The 19,495-nt window shown below is 27.3% G+C and carries 14 protein-coding genes; 11 read left to right on the top strand and 3 right to left on the bottom strand.

Annotated elements, in window-relative coordinates; genetic code table 11:
• Position 1 precedes the first annotated feature (1 nt).
• From AVBRAN_RS06025 to AVBRAN_RS06015, 3 genes are read right to left on the bottom strand one after another with little or no spacing between them, the layout of a single operon-like run.
• Complete coding sequence (locus AVBRAN_RS06025; protein ID WP_239802744.1) at positions 2-730, bottom strand: metallophosphoesterase; 729 nt, start codon at positions 728-730, stop codon at positions 2-4.
• Entirely contained in the window at positions 730-1,209 is a 480-nt protein-coding gene (greA, locus tag AVBRAN_RS06020; RefSeq protein WP_239802743.1) for a transcription elongation factor GreA, read from the bottom strand. Before greA ends, AVBRAN_RS06025 begins: the two co-directional genes overlap by 1 nt.
• Positions 1,210-1,213: 4 nt before the next feature.
• Entirely contained in the window at positions 1,214-2,269 is a 1,056-nt protein-coding gene (locus AVBRAN_RS06015) for a lipid-A-disaccharide synthase (protein ID WP_214116633.1), read from the bottom strand.
• 90 nt (positions 2,270-2,359) lie between these two features.
• Here AVBRAN_RS06015 and AVBRAN_RS06010 point away from each other — a divergent pair, with 90 nt between their 5' ends.
• From AVBRAN_RS06010 to carB, 11 genes are all read left to right on the top strand, one after another.
• Positions 2,360-5,893 carry an autotransporter outer membrane beta-barrel domain-containing protein gene (locus AVBRAN_RS06010; RefSeq protein WP_239802742.1) on the top strand — a complete coding sequence of 1,178 codons (3,534 nt, stop codon included), beginning with the start codon at positions 2,360-2,362 and terminating at the stop codon, positions 5,891-5,893.
• Between the two features lie 169 nt (positions 5,894-6,062).
• Positions 6,063-6,629, top strand: a complete 567-nt coding sequence (locus tag AVBRAN_RS06005; protein WP_214116637.1) for a FecR domain-containing protein — start codon at positions 6,063-6,065, stop codon at positions 6,627-6,629.
• A 14-nt stretch (positions 6,630-6,643) separates the two neighbouring features.
• On the top strand, positions 6,644-7,537 hold the full coding sequence (locus tag AVBRAN_RS06000; protein WP_239802741.1) for a FecR family protein: 894 nt from the start codon (positions 6,644-6,646) through the stop codon (positions 7,535-7,537).
• A complete protein-coding gene (locus AVBRAN_RS05995) occupies positions 7,534-8,820 on the top strand; it encodes a porin family protein (RefSeq protein ID WP_239802740.1) in 1,287 nt (428 codons plus the stop codon). The genes AVBRAN_RS06000 and AVBRAN_RS05995 overlap by 4 nt, the downstream gene beginning before the upstream one ends.
• 12 nt (positions 8,821-8,832) lie before the next feature.
• Positions 8,833-9,495 carry a Type 1 glutamine amidotransferase-like domain-containing protein gene (locus AVBRAN_RS05990; protein ID WP_214116644.1) on the top strand — a complete coding sequence of 221 codons (663 nt, stop codon included), beginning with the start codon at positions 8,833-8,835 and terminating at the stop codon, positions 9,493-9,495.
• Positions 9,496-9,626: 131 nt separating this feature from the next.
• The gene (locus AVBRAN_RS05985) at positions 9,627-10,808 is read left to right on the top strand and encodes an amidohydrolase family protein (RefSeq protein WP_239802739.1); all 1,182 of its coding nucleotides are present in this window, start codon (positions 9,627-9,629) and stop codon (positions 10,806-10,808) included.
• Positions 10,805-11,809, top strand: coding sequence for a tRNA 2-thiouridine(34) synthase MnmA (gene mnmA / locus AVBRAN_RS05980; protein ID WP_214149728.1), 1,005 nt, complete (start codon positions 10,805-10,807; stop codon positions 11,807-11,809). The genes AVBRAN_RS05985 and mnmA overlap by 4 nt, the downstream gene beginning before the upstream one ends.
• 9 nt (positions 11,810-11,818) lie before the next feature.
• A complete protein-coding gene (locus AVBRAN_RS05975) occupies positions 11,819-13,897 on the top strand; it encodes an RNA degradosome polyphosphate kinase (RefSeq protein WP_214149729.1) in 2,079 nt (692 codons plus the stop codon).
• A gap of 178 nt (positions 13,898-14,075) precedes the next feature.
• Positions 14,076-14,951 (top strand): aspartate carbamoyltransferase catalytic subunit, encoded by an 876-nt coding sequence (locus AVBRAN_RS05970; RefSeq protein WP_214120028.1) that lies wholly within the window; start codon positions 14,076-14,078, stop codon positions 14,949-14,951.
• 1 nt (position 14,952) lies between these two features.
• The gene (locus tag AVBRAN_RS05965; protein ID WP_239802738.1) at positions 14,953-16,215 is read left to right on the top strand and encodes a dihydroorotase; all 1,263 of its coding nucleotides are present in this window, start codon (positions 14,953-14,955) and stop codon (positions 16,213-16,215) included.
• A 1-nt stretch (position 16,216) separates the two neighbouring features.
• Entirely contained in the window at positions 16,217-19,381 is a 3,165-nt protein-coding gene (gene carB / locus AVBRAN_RS05960; RefSeq protein ID WP_239802737.1) for a carbamoyl-phosphate synthase large subunit, read from the top strand.
• Positions 19,382-19,495 lie beyond the last annotated feature (114 nt).

Below are 19,495 nucleotides of genomic sequence, written 5' to 3'. Positions count from 1 at the left end.
TTTACTCCTTTCTGGGTAAGTTATATTTTTTTATAAAGCCATATTCTAGTATAAAAAAACTTCGGTCATTTGCAAAAGCTTCTAAATTCTTGTATTTTATATTTTCTAAGCAATACTCATCTCCTTGATGAAAGTGCCCTTCTATTATATAATCAATATTTACGCCTTTTTTTATAAAAAAACTTTTATATTTTTTAATTCTAAATTCCATTAATTTTTTAAAAAAATCTAATTTTTTATATAGCTTTTTTACCTTTTGTTGATTGCAAATCTTTTGATAAATTTTATCAAAACTTAAAATATTTAATAAATTTAATATAAAAATTACAAAGTTAAATCTTAAAAATCTTAAAGCTATTTGAGTGATGATTGGCAAGAATATATCTCCGTGAGATATAGCAAAAATCTTATTGTTATAAGTTGCTAAAATTGGTTGATTTTTAATTATTTTTACATTGTTAAAAAGCTTAGTTAAATTAAAATCATGATTTCCTTCAAAATAAATAATTTCTATTTTTAAAGCTAAATCATCTAATGCTTTTATAATATCTAAATTATCGTTTTTACAACTTGAAATTCCACCTATTAAAAGATTAAAAATATCTCCTAGAAGTATTACTTGTGGTGGATTAGTCTTTTTTAAAAAATCTATAAAATCTACAAAATCAAGCCTAGTGCTATCATAATGCACATCGGCTATAAAAATTGCTCCTTCTTTTAATACAAGCATTAAATATCAAGCTCTTTATAATAAATTTCAAGTATTTCATAACTAGCTTTACCTTTAGGTAATACTACATTAAACTCATCGCCTTCAACTTTACCTATCATAGCTTTTGCTATAGGTGAGTTTATACTGATATAGCCTTTATCTAAATCGCTTTCACTATTTCCTACTATGCTAAATGTTTTTTCTTCTTCTGTATTTAAATCCATTATCAAAACCGTGCTACCAAATCTTACTTTATCGTGATTAAATTCTGCTGGATTTACTATCTTAGCATTTGCTAAAATTTCGCTAAGTTCTGCAATTTTGCCTTCTAAAAAGCTTTGTTTTTCTCTCGCTGCGTGATATTCAGCATTTTCTTTTAAATCTCCGTGAGACCTTGCAATATCAATTTCTTTTACCACATTAGGACGCTCAACGACCTTTAAATGCTCTAATTCTTTAAATAATTTTTCATATCCTTTTTGTGTCATCATTTCCATATTATTACTCCTTGATTAATTTTGCTAAATTATTTGCTATTTCACCTTTAGTTAATTCTCTTAATTTTTTTGATTTTTCTAAAAATTCATCTTTATTCGCATTTTCAAATGCTTTTAACAACTCTGTCTTATCTAAATTTTGAATGAATTCTTTATGAAATTCGCCCAAATTAAGCTTATCAAAAATAATATTACAAAGTCCAATAAATTTGATTTTTACTAAAGTTTTTGCTATGAAATAATCAATCATTTTAGCCTTATAACATAAACAAAAAGCATTTCCAATAAGCCCTGCTTCAAGACTTGCAGTCCCGCTGCAAATATAAGCGAACTCGCATTCTTTTAAGGTAGCCTTAGTATCATATGAGATAGTAAAGCCGCTTAAATCCCCATATAAATCTAATCTATCTTTTAAAAAATTTGGCACACAAACTACGCATTCATAGTCTTTAAAATCTTGTTTTAAATTCCTAAAAATCGGCATTAAAGATTTGATTTCGCTTTTTCTTGAACCTGGTAAAAAGGCTATTAATTTTTTAGAATTTGAGTTTTCTTTAAAATAATCTTTCAATGCTTCATTGCTTGGATTTCCAAAATAATGAGATTTTTTAAAATACTGATTTTCAAAAGGCAAAATCCCAATTAGCTCATCACATAAACTCTCAACTACCTTAATCCTACCTTTTTTCCAAGCCCAAACTTGTGGTAAGATAAAATAAATAATTTTGCCTTTAAAACCTGCTTTTCTTAAGGCTTTTGCAAATGGTATATTAAAAGCAGGAGAATCAATTAATAAAATCTTTTCAATTTTGTCATTAAGTGCTATTTGAACCAAATCTTTTATAGCTTTTTTTGCTTTTAAAATAAGTGGCAAAATCTGCACAAAACCCATAGCATTAAATTCTGTAAAATCACAATAATTATTAGAATTTAAAATAGGAATTTCATTTTTTAAATTAATATCATAAATCCCGTATAATTCTATATTATCTAATTTTTTTAATATATGTTTTAGATGAGAATTTGCAGAATTTTCTAAAGCTATGCTTAATAATTTCATATTTTTTCCTTTAATAAAAATTATTCTTTAAAGAGAATTTAAAGTATATTGATATTATTATAAAACATAATTTTAATATAAGGAGCCACTATGAAAATCAAATATAGTGCCATTTTACTTAGTGTTAATTTATTTGCAGGTGTTGTAAATCCTAATTTTGCTTATCAAGATTATTTAGATTTTGGAAATAACAAAGGCAAATTTAAAGTAGGTAATAATATAGAAGTTACAGATATTTATGGAAAAACTATTGATTTTAAAGTTCCTATGCCAAGTTTTAATGCAGCAAATACTACAGGAGATTTGATGGGCGAGCTTACTAATATAGGTGGCTCTTTTGCAATCACTGCAGCTCATATGATTAGTCCTACATATAGACCTTATTTAATACAAAAAGATAAAGAATATGAATTTGGCTTAGTAAAATCAAAAGTAGTAGCAAGTGATACAAATTTTAAAGATTATCTTAAATGGAACAAATCTTGTAGTGAATTAGTTCAAGTTGATGATTTAAAAGATTTTGCGGTAATTAAAATGAGTAAATTAAATATCAATGAAAGTGCAAAGCTAATTGATAAAGAATTTTATTTTAAAAACACAAATGTTAGTGAAAATTTAAAAAATGACCAAAATGTAATATATCAAGATAAGTATTTTAATAAAAATAGTTCTAGTAAGTGGGATATTGATGCTTATAAAGAATATATTAAAACAAGCGGTGAAAAAGATGATAATAATATAGGAAAAGGTGAAATTTTAAATAATCCAGAAAGATTTAGCGTATATGCAAGAACTGGTAGTGGAATTCAAAAAATTGGTAATATTAATACAAATATTTTTCCTAAAAAAGTAGCTGATCCTTCAGAGTTTTTAACCGGCGGAATTTTATATGTAGATGAAGATAAAAGCAAAACAGAAACAGGATATTTACATTTAAGTGCAAAGGATTATTATAAAGATATAAGGCTTGATTTTTCAAATACTTCAGCTCCAGGAGATAGTGGAAGTGCTATTTATGTATGGGATAATCTGAAAAAAGAATGGCTAGTAATTGGAGTAGTTAGTAGAAGCGATTGTGGTGATGATAATACAACTTGCTCTTATACAAAATATGCCCTTATAAATAGTTTTATAATTAATGATTTTAAGAATGATTTTACTGCTACTTTAAGTGGTAATTCTTATAATTCAAATGATATATATTCAAATATTAAAGATAAATATAATGAAAATAATAAAGATTTAGTATTTAGTAAAGCTGCAAGTATTGCTTTAAACAATAATGAAAATTTTGGCTCAAGTGTGTTTTATTTTAAAGATAATTCTACTTTAAATGGCGAAGAAGTTTTATTGGGTGGAGTTGTGATAGATGATGGTAAGACACTTAATTTTAATGCAAAAACAGCAGCTAATGATAATTTGCATAAAATGGGAAAAGGAACGCTAGAAATTAGCAAAGAAAGTGCAGGTGGATTAAGAAGTGGCGAAGGGCTAACGATTTTAAATACAAGCAATAAAGCGTTTAGTTCAATTTATCTTCTAAACAATGCAGGGCTAAAAATAACTAATGCAAATCAAATTAATAATGCTAATTTAGTTTTTAATGGTGGATATTTGGATTTAAATGGAGTTGATTTAAGTTTTGATAAAATTCAAGCAAATGATTTTAGAACTAAGATTATTAATTCAAATTCTAAAAAATCAACTCTAAGTATAAATAACACTAATGATATAGGTATTTATCATGGACAAATTAGCGATAATATTAATTTAAAACTGAATAATTCTAAGACTTTTGTATTTGATGGAGAAATAAAAGCTGATGAATTAAGTGTAAATGGTGGAACTACGATATTACAAGGTCATCCTTTAGAGCATTCTTATTTTCTAAATCAATCTTTAGCTAATTCTTTAGGTGTAAATACTGCTCCTAATACAAATACTCAAGATGAATACGAAAATAGAACAAGCAAAATAAATAATATAAATCTAAGTAATTCAACCTTTAAAATATTAAAACATAGCAATTTAACATCAGATAATATTACTTTAGATAAATCAAATCTTAGCATAGGAGAGAATTTGATTTATCTTGATAAATACGATGCAAATCATATAAATAGCTCTTTAGTATTTACTTCTTTTGCTAATGAATTTAATTCAATTGCAAAAGATATTGAAGTGACTGCAAATGTGAAATTAAAAAATAATTCAACTCTTAGCATTATGAATAATTCTAATTTTAGTGGTTCTATAATCACAGAAGATAATAATTCTACTTTAAAGCTAAATAATGCAAATATTGATGCAAATATAAATGTAGCTAATTTAAATGCTAGCAAGACTAATTTTATGTTTAGTTTAAACAATACTCTAATATCAAGTATAAGCACACTAGGTGGGCAAAATACTTTTATGATTAAACCTGATTTAGCTAATGCTAATAAGTTTTTATTAGCAAGTCTTGTAAATACTAATAATACTATTAATAATGATTATTTAAAAGCACTTGATTATAAAGAAAATATCAGTATTTATACACCTAATGTTGAGTTTGTTAATGAAAATGGCAAAGCTAATTGGTATTTAGTAAAAGTAAATAAAGAAGATATTGAAAATACAACTCCTATTGTGCCAGAAACAAAGCCAGAACCTAAACCAGAACCTAAACCTAACGATGATTTAAATAAGCCTAGTGTTAAAGATTATTTCTTCGTTCAAGAAAATAAAGAAGTTACACAAATGATTGATAGTTCGTTAAATCAAGTATTTTTTAGCTATGTATTAGAATGGAATAACTTGCAAAAAAGAATGGGAGAATTAAGAAATAACACAGATGCAAATGCTGGAATTTGGTTTAGAGCTTATACAGGTCAAAGCTCTTACGAACACGCAAACAAGACTAAGTTTTATGAAATGCAATTAGGTGCTGATAAATTAAATCAAGGCAATAATTATGTAAATTACACAGGGCTTATTTTTAATGCTAGTAAATATAGTTTAAGTGATAATTTAGATGGCAGTATAAAAGGTTATGGTTTTGGAGCATACTCTAGCACTATATATGATAATGGATTGTATTTTGATGTAATAGCAAAATATATAAATTATAAAAATGATTTTAATTTATATGTTAAAAATCAAAACGAAGTTACAAATTCTTTAAAACCAAATAATTCTTATACTTTTTTAGCTAGTGCTGAGATTGGATATAGAAAAGATTTTAATAATTTTTATTTAGAACCACAAATTGAATTAATAACAGGTTATGTAAGTAAGCAAGAATTAACAAGCAGTGATAAAAAATTATATTTACAATCAGATTCTTTTATCCCACTTAATTTAAAAACAGCTATTTTTACAGGTTTTAATAAAAATGATTTATCACTTAGAGCAGGCGTTGGACTTGCTAGCGATTTGGTAAATAATTCTAAGAAAACTATAAAAGATTTAGATACTATAAGTATTAATAATGGTAAAAGAGATTCAAGAGTATTTGTTAATTTATCAAGCTCTTATAAGCTAAATAATCGTTCAAATATAGGCTTAGAATTTGAAAAAACATTCGGTGGTAATCTAAACATAGATTATAGCTTTAACCTAGTATATAGATATAACTTCTAATCTTCTTTCATCACAATAAGATAAAAATTATTGTGATGAATTATTTATAAATTTATTATTTTATAAATAAAATTTACTTTTGATTATATTTTTTATTTAATATATTTTTAATTTATAATTAAAGTTAATATCATAAAATCACTGATTAAATCTTAAAAAAGGACTTATTATGCGTATTTTGCTTTTATTGGTGTTTTTTTCAATTTCATTAGTTGCTAATGTTGGAAGTATTGTAAATTATGTAGGAGATGTTGAGGTTTTAAGAAATCAATCAACAATTAATGTAAATCATAAAAATTATGAGCTATTAGAAAACGATATTATTCTTACTAAAAATAATGCAAAAGTTCAAATAAAATTTATAGATAATACTACTCTTACTTTAGGTAAAAACTCAACTTTACAAATCAATAAATATTTAATTAATGGAGCAAATTCTAAAGTGAACTTGAAAGCTAAAAAAGGAAGCTACGATTTAGTAAGTGGAGAGATTTCTAAGCTAGCTAGACAAAACTTTACTTTCCAAGCAAATACAGCGACCATTGGCATTCGTGGAACTAGATTTAGTGGAGATGTTAATAATGGTTTTGTTAATTGTATTTCAGGAGAAATTGAAGTTGGAGTAGGCGGTAAAAAATATAATTTAAAAAAAGGAGAGAGATTACACTATAAAAATTTAGGAATTATCAAATTAGAAAAATTAAAACCAAGTAGTTTTAATGTAATCAAATTATAAAAATAGGAGAAAATATGAACAAAATAGCTTTAATTGTGTTTTTAGCAAGCTCACTTTTCGCAAATATTGGAAAAATAGTTACATTAAGAGGAGATGTTGTAATTTTAAGTGACAACAAAGAAAGAATTGCAAAAACAAATGATATTTTAGAAGAAAATGACAAAATAATCACAAAAAATAATGCAAAATTACAAATTAAATTCATAGATAATACAATAGTTACGCTAGGTAAAAATACAACTTTAAATATTAAAGATTATGTAATTGATGGTAAAAAATCAAAAGTAAGTCTTGAAGTAAATAATGGGCATTTTAAGGTAATATCGGGAAATATTTCAAAAATAGCTAGAAAGAATTTTGAATTTCAAGCAAAAACAGCAACGATTGGAATTAGAGGAACCGTGTTTGTTGGAAGTCTTGGAAAAGTTGATAAAGTAGGTTGTTTAGAAGGTGCAATAGATGTTAAAGTAGGTAATAAAACTTCTTTAGTTCAAGCAGGAAATCAATTAAGATTTGATAATGATAAGGTTATTAAGATTGAAAAGATAGTGCCTAAGGAATTTGAAACTATTAATACAGGTAAAGAAAGTCAAGTAAATACTAAACAATCTTATAAAAATAGCGAAAGTTTTAATGAGTTTTTAAATTCTAAAGAAGAAATGATAAAAGCAAAACAAGAATATTATCAAAATAAAAATTATCAAGATTATAAAAATAATTATAAATACAATAATGAAAGAATAAGGGATTTAGATACCAATTCAATATCTAAAGATATTATTAAAATATGTAATGGCAATACTTATTGCATACAAAATAAAATAAATTATGCAAATAAGGGATATTTAAATGGTAAAGACTATCAAAACAATAGGCAAAGAAATTCTACTTACGGAGTTCAAAAATGATAAAAAAGATTATTTTATCATTTTTAATAAGCTCTCTTGCTTTTGCTAATTATATAGATGAGTTTAATAAGAAAAATTATAAAAAAGCTTTAGAATTAGCTAAAGCTCAATGTGAGATTGATTGTAGTGACGAAAAACTTAACCTAATTTTGGCAAAAAGTGCTGAAAAATTAAAAGATACAAAAGAAGCAATTGCAGCTTACGATAGGGTTTTAATTATTAATGAAAACAATATTGAAGCTAGATTTTCAATAGCTAATTTGTATTATGAAAATAATAATCCTGAACTTATGAGAGATGAATTAAATTATATGCTAAATAATTTGGATTTAAGTTCTACTCAAAAAGTTAGAATTAATAATATGCTAAATAATTTAGATAATTTGACAAAAGAAGTTGCTAAGCCTTATTTTATAGGGCTTAATTTGGGTTTTGCTTATGATACAAACCCGCTTTATGGCAATGATAATTTCACTGATTTTGTTGGTGAGAAGATTAGAAATTTTAAAAATGAACAAGCAAGTGGTTCTTTAAGTTTTAATTTTAATATAGATGGTGCTTATAATTTAGATTTAGGAAATAATTATTTTGCAGAGCTTTATGCGAGTTTAAATAATAAAAAATATTTAAAAAATAAAAGCGAAAATTATCCTGATTTAAATGTATTAACATTAGCAATTAATCCAAGCTATGTAAGGGATAATCATAAAATTACTCTAAATGCTAGTTATGATTTTGTATTACTTAGAAGAGCTGCGTTTTTGCATAGCTTAAATATGGGTATTAATTATGAAAATAATGTAAATGATAATTATTTATATTTAATTTCTTATGATTTATCTAAAGGAATATTTGCTGATAGTATGGATAAAGATTCTAATTTTATTCATCATTCTTTAGGTCTTAATAATGTTTTTGCATATAATGATAATATTTATTATTTTAATTTAAATTATGATTTAGAAAATGCAAAAGATAGTTTTAGTGCTAATTCTGATTTTAAAAATTATGGTATAAAAATCGGGGCTATTATTCCTATATTAAATAAAGTTAGTTTTAAGCCAAGTTTTGGTTATAATCATACAATTTATAAAAAGGTTGATTCATCTTATTATTCAAAAAGAAAAGATAATGAAATAGTTATTTCTAGTATTTTTGATTATAAATTAGATTATAATCAATCTTTGAGTTTCGCTTTGATTTATGATAAGCAAAATTCAAATCATAATTTTTATGATAGTTTAAATTATACAAGTATGATTAATTATAGATATGAGTTTTAAAAGGAAAATAGTATGAGAAATATTTTATTATTAAGCAGTGATAGATATAAAAACTTAGATTCTTTTGATTGGTGTGCTAGTATATTAAATGATTTTTTTGCTAAAACTAAACAAATAGCTCTAGTTCCTTATGCTCAAGTAATTGATGGATTTGATGAATACGAAAAAACTCTTAAAAATAAAATAAACTCAAAAATAGTTTCTATACACAATGACCCTATTAATATATTAAACGATAGCGATGGGATATTAGTAAGTGGTGGTAATTTATTTGTTCTTTTACATAGATTACAAAAGCTAAATTTATTAGATATTTTAAAAGATAAAATAGAAAATTCTATAACCTATGCTGGTTGGGGTGCTGGGGCTAGTGTATTATCAGAAGATATTAAAACTTGTAATGATTTACCTATATTATATCCTAGTAATTTGCAAGCTTTAGGTATTTTAAAATACCAAATAATCACTGAATATATCCCTCAAGATAGGGAATATTCAATGAAGCTTTATGAATATTTTAAGCTAAATCAAAATTCTTCTGTTTTTGCTCTGCCATATGGTTCTGCTCTTAAAATTCATAATGATAGTGCCTTAGTAATGGGTAATGAAGGGGTTTTAAAATTATCTGAATATTATGAGCAATACTTTAAAATTGGTGATTTTATCAAGCTTTAATACATATTTTTAATCAAAAGAATTTAAATTATGGATTAAATTTTTATCTAAAAAGGATTTTTATTATCCGATTTGCTATTTTTAACAACATTTATTAAAAAAAGTTTCGTAATATTTCATAAAGGAAAAAAATGATTAAAATTATGAAAACTAAGGCTATTTTAGACTTTAGCCAAGATGAATTTTTACAAACCAATAAAGCTTTAGTATTTAATGAAGAGATTATTAAAATATGTGATTTTAACAAGGCTTTAAGTGAATACAAAAACGCTCAAATAATTGATAAAAGCGAATATATTTTAAGCCCAGTATTGTGCAATTTGCATTCACATTTAGAGTTTTGTCTATCTAAGCTTTATTATGGAGATTTTGCAAAATGGCTTGAGAGCATTATCAAAAATCGTGAAGCGATAAATAAAGATTTATTAAGTAAAGAGATTAATAGACAAATTGAAATTCTAATGCAAAGCGGGGTAGGGTATCTAGGCGAAATTTCAAGTTTTGGAGCAAACCTAGAAATCCTATCAAATAGCAAGATAAAAAGCATTATTTTTCACGAGATTTTAGGTGCTAATGATGAAACTTTAAAAAACAATATTAAGAGTTTTGAAGAGAGATTTTCAAGATTTTCAAACCTTAATAACCATATATCATTGCATAGTCCTTATTCAATTTGCGATAAGACTTATGAATACGCACTTAATTTTGCTAAGAAAAATGATTTATTAATCAGCACACATTTTTTAGAAAGTGCTTATGAAAAGGAGTATTTGCAAGGCAAAAGTAATGCTTTAAGCAATTACTTAGCTAGATTTAATCCTAGTTTAATTACTAAGGATTTTTTAAGTGGATTTGATGATTTAAGAGCTATTTTTACTCATTGTAATTATGTTGATGATTTTAGTATTTTTAAATCTCATCATATAATCACGACTTGTCCTAAATCAAATAGATTTTTAGGCTCTCGTGCAATTAAGCTTAAAAATCTTTTAGCAAATGATTTAAATCTTAGCATAGGCACAGATGGGCTTAGCTCAAATAATAGTTTAAATATGTTTGATGAGTTAAGAGCTTTTATATTTACTCATAATGAATTTGAATTAAACGAATTAGCTTACATAATTTATAAGGCGGCTTGTTTTGATAATTCTCATTTATTTTTAAATGGCTTAAAGCCTTTAAGTAATGGTGCTAAGGCAGATTTTATCTTGCTAGATGATTTTGGTTATGATAAGGATAATGTATTAGCTCAAATAATTTTAAGAACGAATAAAATAAAAAATATGTATTTAGATGGAAAGGAAATTATATGAATGTAGTTTTAGCAATGAGTGGTGGGGTTGATAGCTCTTATACAGCTCTTATGCTTAAAGAAAAAGGTTTTAATGTAAGTGGTGTTTATATGAAATTACACAATCGTTTAAACTATCACGAAAAAAATATAGAAAATGGACAAAGAGTGGCTGATTTTTTAGGAATTTCTTATGATATTATTGATTTTACTGATGAATTTAGCAAAGCAGTTTTTAATCCATTTATTAAGACTTATGAAGATGGACTTACTCCAAATCCTTGTGCTTTATGCAATCAAAAAATAAAACTAGGAGCATTGTTAGACTATGCTAAAAGCAAAAATGCAAAGTTAGCTACAGGACATTACGCTCAAATAGAAAACAATATGCTTAAAAAAGCCGTAGATTTAAGCAAAGACCAAACATATTTTCTAGCAAATGTAAATAAAGAAAGCTTAAATGATGTGCTTTTTCCACTAGGGGATAAATTTAAAAAAGACATAAAAGAACAAGCACTAAAAATCCCTATGTTAAAATCAATCAGCGAACAAAAAGAAAGCTCTGAAATATGTTTTGTAACCACAAATTATACCGATATTTTAAAAGATTATGTAAAAGTTAATCAAAAAGGCTTAGTAAAAAATACTAAGGGCGAAGTTGTAGGAGAACACGAAGGCTATATGCACTATACTATCGGTAAAAGGCGTGGTTTTAGTGTAAAAGGTGCATTAACTCCACATTATGTATTAGAAATTGATGCGAAAGAAAATGTAATAATAGTAGGTTCAAAAGAAGAATTATTTGTAAAAGAATTTCAATTAAAAAATGTAAATGCTTTTTGTGATTTTGATGAGATTGATTGCAAGGTAAAAATCAGATATAACACTAAAGAAGTGCCTTGTAAATTGCTAAAAAATGAAAAAAAGGTTTTATTAGAAGAAAGCGTATATGCTTTAGCAAAAGGACAATTAGCAGTATTTTATCAAGGTGATTTAGTAGTAGCAAGTGGTTTTATAAATTAAGGATAATTAATGAAGAAGGAATTGGTTTTTAATAGAGAATTATCGTGGCTTAAGTTTAATTCAAGGGTGCTTGATCAGTGCAATAAAAAAATACCCTTATTAGAAAAATTAAGATTTATTAGTATATATTGCACGAATTTAGATGAGTTTTATATGATTAGAGTTGCTGGACTTAAGCAACTTTTTGCAGCAGGAGTAGTGCCACAAAATGAACTACCACCATTAGAGCAATTAAACGCTATTCGTGAATATTTACACGCAGAAAAAGACACTTTAGAACAAAATTATTTTTCTATAATGAGCGAATTAGCAAAAGTGGGTGTGGAGCTTAAAACTTATAATGATTTAACAAGAAATCAAAAAGGCAAAGCTAAAGAATATTTCTTTAGCACCATAATGCCAGTAATTGTTCCTATTGCAGTAGATTCAACGCACCCATTTCCGCCACTTAATAATCTATCTTTCTCACTAGCTGTTAAGTTAAAAAGCGAAGATGAAAAGCACGATAAATTCGCTATGGTTAGAATTCCTAGAGTATTGCCTAGATTTTTTGAAGCTGATAGGGGGCTTTTCGTTCCTATTGAAAGCGTGGTAAAAGAGCATTTAGAAGATATTTTCCCAGGTTTTACTATGGTAGAAAGTGCAGCTTTTAGAGTAACTAGAAATGCTGATATTATAATTGAGGAAGAAGAAGCAGATGATTTTATGATGCTACTTGAGCAAGGCTTAAAACTTAGAAGAAAAGGTGCTTATGTTAGAATTCAAATTGAAAGTGGTGCTAGTGAAGAGATTAAAAACTTTTTAAGCATACATTTAAAAGTATTTAATAAAGATATTTACGAATACAAAACCCCATTAGCCCTATCATCAATGCTACAAATTGTAAATAATAAGCAATTAAGTCATTTATGTAATGCTTCTTATGTGCCTAAGATTTTGCCACCATTTGATGAGAATGTAAGTGTATTTGAAGTAATTGATAAGCAAGATATTTTATGTTATCAGCCTTATGAGAGTTTTGACCCAGTTGCAAGTTTTATCAAAGAAGCTAGTAAGGATTCAAAAGTAATATCAATTAGAATGACCCTATATCGCTTAGAAAAAAACTCGCAAATTATTAAGGCTTTAATGGACGCCGCTAATGATGGAAAGCAAGTTACGGTTATGGTTGAATTAAAGGCTCGTTTTGATGAAGAAAATAACCTTTATTGGGCAAAAGAATTAGAAAACGCAGGAGCTCATGTAGTATATGGAATAGCAGGGTTTAAAGTGCATGCAAAAATTACTCAAGTAATTCGCCAATTAGACGATGGCACGCTTAAATTCTACGCACATTTAGGCACGGGTAATTATAACGCAGCAACTGCTAAAGTATATACTGATATTAGCTTTTTTACATCTAATTTTGATATAGCAAATACTGATATTACAGCGTTTTTTAACATACTTACAGGCTATTGCAAAAATAAACGCTTAAAAACTCTATCAATGAGCCCGTTTCAGATAAAAGAGCAGATTTTAAAAATGATAAAAACTGAAAGCCTAGCAGGTAAAAAGGGTGAAATTATAATGAAGATGAACTCGCTTGTTGATGAAGACATTATAAAAGCACTTTATGAAGCGTCAAACAAAGGTGTAAGCATTGATTTAATAGTTCGTGGGATTTGTTGTCTTAAGCCAAATCTTAAAGGATTTAGCGAAAATATAAGAGTAAGAAGTATAGTTGGAAAATATCTTGAACACGCTAGGATTTTTTATTTTAAACACGCAACTCCACAATATTATATAAGCAGTGCTGATATGATGCCAAGAAATCTTGAGCGTAGGCTTGAACTAATGACACCTATATTAAATGAGAGTTTGCACGCTAAATTAGCAGAGATTTTAAGACTTCAATTAAGTGATAATCAATTAGCTTACACGCTTGATGAGAATGGAATTTATACCAAGATAGAAAAAGATGAAAAGGCTCTTGATTCTCAAGAAACTTTTGAAAACTATGTAAGTGGAATTTATAAAAGCTTTAAAAAAGGTCGTGATAAAGCAAAAGCCAATCAAATGGCACAAAAATTCTTTAGAGAGAATTAAATATTTTAGGAATTTAAATTCCTAAAATATATTTTTACTAAAATTTATAAAAATTAATTTTATTTTAAGTTTAAAATATTATTATTGACAGATTTTTTTGAACTTCACTTATACAATCCCCTTTATTTAAAATTGTTTTCTAATGGCGGTTAGGCCTTACTCTCGTGGGAGAAGGACAATGCGTGATTATTTAACAACTAAAAATCTTAGCAATGATGATTTTTATACGCTTATAAAAAAAGCTTTGTATTACAAACAACACGATGGCTTTTTTAAAAATTATGAAAATCAAATCATAGCTAATTTATTTTTTGAAGATTCTACAAGAACAAGGACAAGTTTTGAAGTTGCTGAGCTTAAGCTTGGCTTTAGAGTGCTTAATTTTTCTGCTAGTAGTTCAAGTGTAAATAAAGGCGAGAGTTTATATGATACTTGTAAGACTTTTGAAAGTCTTGGAACTAGCGTTTTAGTAATTAGACATAAACAAAATAATTATTTTGATGATTTAGTAGGACTGAATGCTAAAGTGGTTAATGCAGGTGATGGAAGTGGAGCACACCCATCTCAATGTTTGCTTGATTTAGTAACGATTTATGAGCATTTTAATACTTTTAATGGTTTAAAAATAGCAATAGTTGGAGATATAAAAAATTCTCGTGTAGCAAAATCAAATAAAGATGCGCTTGAAAGACTTGGAGCTAAAGTATTTTTAGCTGCACCTCCTATTTATCAAGATAATTCTTATAATGAATATTATAAATTAGATGAAATTATAGATGAGGTTGATGTTTGTATGCTTTTACGCATTCAACACGAAAGACACGATAAAAACGAATTAGATTTAGAAAAATATAGAAAATCTTTCGCACTTACAACTAATAATTATAAAAGATTAAAAAATGATGCAATCATAATGCACCCAGCCCCAATTAATCGTGGAGTAGAGATTGATAGTTGTTTGGTTGAATGTGAAAAATCAAAGATTTTTACCCAAATGAGTAATGGTGTATTTGCTAGAATGGCAATACTTGATTATGTATATGAAAGGATTTAAAATGCTTCTTAAAAATTGTAACGCATTTATAGATAATAAATTTGTTAAAACTGATATTTTAATTGAAGGTAAAAAAATAGTAAAAATAGCTCCTAATATTGATTATAGTGGAGAAATAATTGATGTTAAAGGTAAGCTTGTTAGTGCGGGTTTTGTTGATATTCATCAGCACCTACGTGAGCCAGGATATTCACACAAAGAGAGCATAAAAACAGGTTCAATGGCGAATGCAAAAGGTGGAATTACTACAGCTTGTGCTATGCCAAATCTAAAACCTGTGCCTGATACTTTAGAGAATTTAAAACTTGAATTAGATTTAATTCAAAAAGATTCTTGTATGAAAGTTCTTCCTTATGGAGCTATTACTATGGAAGAAAAAGGTCAAAGCTTAGTTAATTTTAGCCAATTAGCTCCTTTTGTTTTTGCGTTTAGCGATGATGGAAGAGGTGTTGCAAATGCAAAAATTATGAAAGATGCAATGAAAGAATGTGCGAAATTAAATAAATATGTAATTGCACATTGCGAAGATTTAGACCTAGTTGAAGGCGGTCATATGCACGATGGAGTTCAGTCTAAAAAATTAGGAATTAAAGGAATTTCAAGTTCAAGCGAGAGCGTGCAAGTTGCAAGAGATATGCTACTTTGTAAAGAATGCAATTCAAATTATCATGTATGCCATATAAGTGCTAAAGAAAGTGTTGCGATGGTTGAGTTTGGCAAAAAACTTGGAGTAAATATAAGTTGTGAAGTAACTCCACATCATTTAATTTCTTGTGATGAAGATATTAAAGAAGATAATGGAATGTGGAAGATGAATCCGCCTTTAAGAAGCAAAGCTGATAGAGATTATTTAATAAATGCTTTAAATGAAGGCATAATTGAAGTAATAGCAACAGACCATGCACCACATTCAAAAGACGAAAAGCAAGGTGGATTTAATAAGGCTTATTTTGGAATTATAGGAAGTGAGTTTGCGTTTTCATTGCTTTATACAAAATTAGTAAAAACTAATTTAGTAAAACTTGAAACAATTCTAAACGCTTTTAGCACTAATCCTAAAAAAAGATTTAATTTAGAAAATGCAGGGGAGCTTAAAGTTGGTTCGATAGCTGATATTGTAGTAATTGATTTAGATAAAACTTGGGAATTAAAAGAAGATGAAATCGTTAGTTTAGGCAAGAATACGCCTTATTTAGGAAGTGTATTAAGCTCAAAAGTAGAGCTTACAATTTGTGATGGAAAAATTATTTTTAAAGGAGAATAAAATGCAAGATGTAAATAAAATTTTAGTTATAGGAAGTGGTCCTATTATAATTGGTCAAGCAGCAGAGTTTGATTATGCAGGAACTCAAGCTTGTTTATCGCTTAAAGAAGAAGGTAAATATGTAATATTAATCAATTCAAACCCAGCTACTATTATGACTGATAAAAATATTGCTGATGAGATTTATATAGAGCCAATTACTTTAGAATTTGTAACAAAGGTTATTAAAAAAACTCGCCCTGATGCAATCTTGGCTACCTTAGGCGGACAAGTTGCTTTAAATATGGCAATAGAATTAGATAAAGTAGGGATTTTAAAAGAATATAATATAAAAGTATTAGGTTCTAGCTTAGATACTATTAATAAGGCTGAAGATAGAGAATTATTTAGAGCATTAATGAATGAATTAAATGAACCTGTTCCACCAAGTGTTATTGTAAATAATACAAAGAGTGCAATTTCTTTTGCTAATGAATGTGGTTATCCTGTTGTTGTTCGTCCAGCATTTACTATGGGTGGAACTGGCGGCGGAATTTGTGAAAATGAAGCTGAACTTAAAAAAATAGCTAGCGAAGGCTTAATTTATTCTCCTACTAGACAATGTTTAATTGAAAAATCAATAGCAGGATTTATAGAACTTGAATATGAAGTTATAAGAGATAGAGCTGATAATGCTATATTAATTTGCGATATGGAAAATATTGACCCTGTTGGAATTCATACAGGTGATTCATTGGTTGTTGCACCAACTCAAACACTTGAGCCAAAAATCAAACAACAAATGATAGATGTTGCTATTAAATTAATAAGAGCATTAAAAATTGAAGGTGGTTGTAATGTTCAAATAGCTTTAAACCCAATTACAAAAGAATATTTTATTATTGAAGTAAATCCTAGAGTTTCACGCTCAAGTGCTTTAGCTAGTAAAGCAACTTCATTTCCTATAGCAAAAATCGCAGCAAAAATCGCAATAGGCAAAACTTTAGATGAGATTAAAAACGAAGCAAGTGGTTTAAGCTATCTTGAGTATAAACCAAATCTTGATTATATAGTTACTAAAGCTCCTAGATTTGCATTTGATAAGTTTAAAGATGCTAATCGTTATCTAGGCACTCAAATGAAAGCAACGGGTGAAGTAATGGGCTTAGGAACTAGCCTAGCTGAAAGTATTTTAAAAGCTATTAAATCACTTGAATATGGAATTTGTCATCTAGGTCTTAAAAACGGCGAAACATACACAGATGAAAAAATCAAAAAGCGTTTAATTAAAGCTGGAGATGAAAGAATATTTTTCATAGGAGAAGCTTTAAGGCGTGGAATTAGTGTTGATGAGATTATGAATCTTACTAAAATGCAAAGATTATTTATAGATACATTTAAGCAAATCATTGACACAGAACACGAATTAAAAGAGAAAAAATTTGATATTCAAGCACTTACAAAAGCTAAGCAAATAGGACTAGCTGATAAAATTATCGCACATCGTTGGGAATGCAAGCAAAAAGAAGTGTATGAATTAAGAGCTAAAAACAATATAAGACCTATTTATAAATGCGTTCAGCCGATGGATTATAAAAATCTAATTCCAAGTTTTTATTCAACTTATAATAAAGAATTTAAAGACACAAATGAAATTAGCAATAAGCAAAAAATCATAGTTTTAGGAAGTGGCCCTATTAGAATTGGTCAAGGAATTGAGTTTGATTATTCTAGCGTGCATGCTATTTGGGCTATTAAAGAAATGGGCTATGAAGCAATAATAATTAATAACAATCCTGAAACATTATCAACTGATTATAGCGTAGCTAATAAGCTTTATTTTGAGCCTTTAAGCAATGAAGAAGTTTTAGAAATTATTAATATTGAAAAACCTTTAGGGGTAATTGTTAGTTTTGGTGGTCAAACTGCTATTAATTTAGCTGAGTTTTTAGAAGCAAATGGAGTTAAGATTTTAGGCACAAGTTTAGATAGTATAAATACTGCTGAAGATAGAAAATTATTTGAAAAATTAATGAGTGATTTAGGCTTAAATCAACCTAAAGGAATTACCGCAATTAGTGTTGATGAAGCTATCAAAAATGCTAATTTAATAGGCTATCCTGTATTAGTTCGTCCATCGTTTGTTTTAGGTGGTAGAGCTATGCAAGTTGTATTTAATGATGAAGAACTTAAAAAATATATGCAAGAAGCAACAGAAGTAAGCCTTGATAAACCTATATTAATTGATAAATATTTATGCGGAAAAGAGCTTGAAGTAGACGCTATTTGTGATGGAGAAAATGTTTATATACCAAGTATTTTAGAGCATATTGAAAGAGCAGGTGTGCATAGTGGAGATAGCACAGCAATAACTCCAAGTGTTAGTATAAGTGATGAGGTAAAAGAAGAAATTATTAATTACACTAAAAAACTTGCACTTGCTTTAAAAATTAAAGGACTTTTAAATATACAATTTGTATATTTTGAAAATAAACTTTATGTATTAGAAGTAAATCCAAGAGCTTCAAGAACATTGCCGTTTTTAAGTAAAGTAATTAATAAAAACCTAGCAAATATAGCTTTAAAAGCTGCTTTAGGAATAAGCTTAAAAGAGCAAGGAATTACTAAAGAATTTGAAGAAATACAAGGAATGTATTATGTAAAAGTTCCTGTATTTAGCTTCTCAAAATTATCTTTAGTTGATACAGTTTTAGGGCCTGAGATGAAAAGCACTGGAGAAGTTATGGGAACTAGCACAAGTGCTAATAAAGCACTTTATAAAGGTCTTGTTGCAAGTGGCGTTAGGATAGAAGAATTTGGCGGAGTATTATTTAGTATTGATGATAAAAATAAGGCTGATTCACTTGAGCTTGCTCGTGGATTTATGAACTTAGGTTATAAAATCTTAGCTACTAAAAATACAGCAATTTATTTTAATAATCACGGAATTAATGCAATTAGTGTTAATAAATTAGGCGATGAAGATGACATAATTTCAAAAATTGTTAATGGAGAAATTACATTAGTAATTAATACCCCAAGAGATGCAAAAAATAGCCTTAGTGATGGATTTAAAATAAGACGCGCAGCAAGTGAGAGTAAGGTTGCAAGCTTTACAAATCTTGATATTGCAAAAGCTTATTTAAAGGCTTTAGAAGAAATATCATTAAGCGTGTATTCTTTATAATTTTTAAGAATTTAAACTCATTTTTTGAGTTTAAATTCCTTTTTAATTTTAGTATAAAATAAATATTTTTTAAACTCCTAATCAAGAATGATTATTGCTTAGTCTATGTATTAA

It is taken from the genome of Campylobacter sp. RM12651 (genome assembly GCF_022369475.1).
In the GTDB taxonomy this organism is placed as follows: domain Bacteria; phylum Campylobacterota; class Campylobacteria; order Campylobacterales; family Campylobacteraceae; genus Campylobacter_E.
Note: the sequence above shows the minus strand (reverse complement) of the source record. Positions and strands in the feature narration are given on the sequence as shown.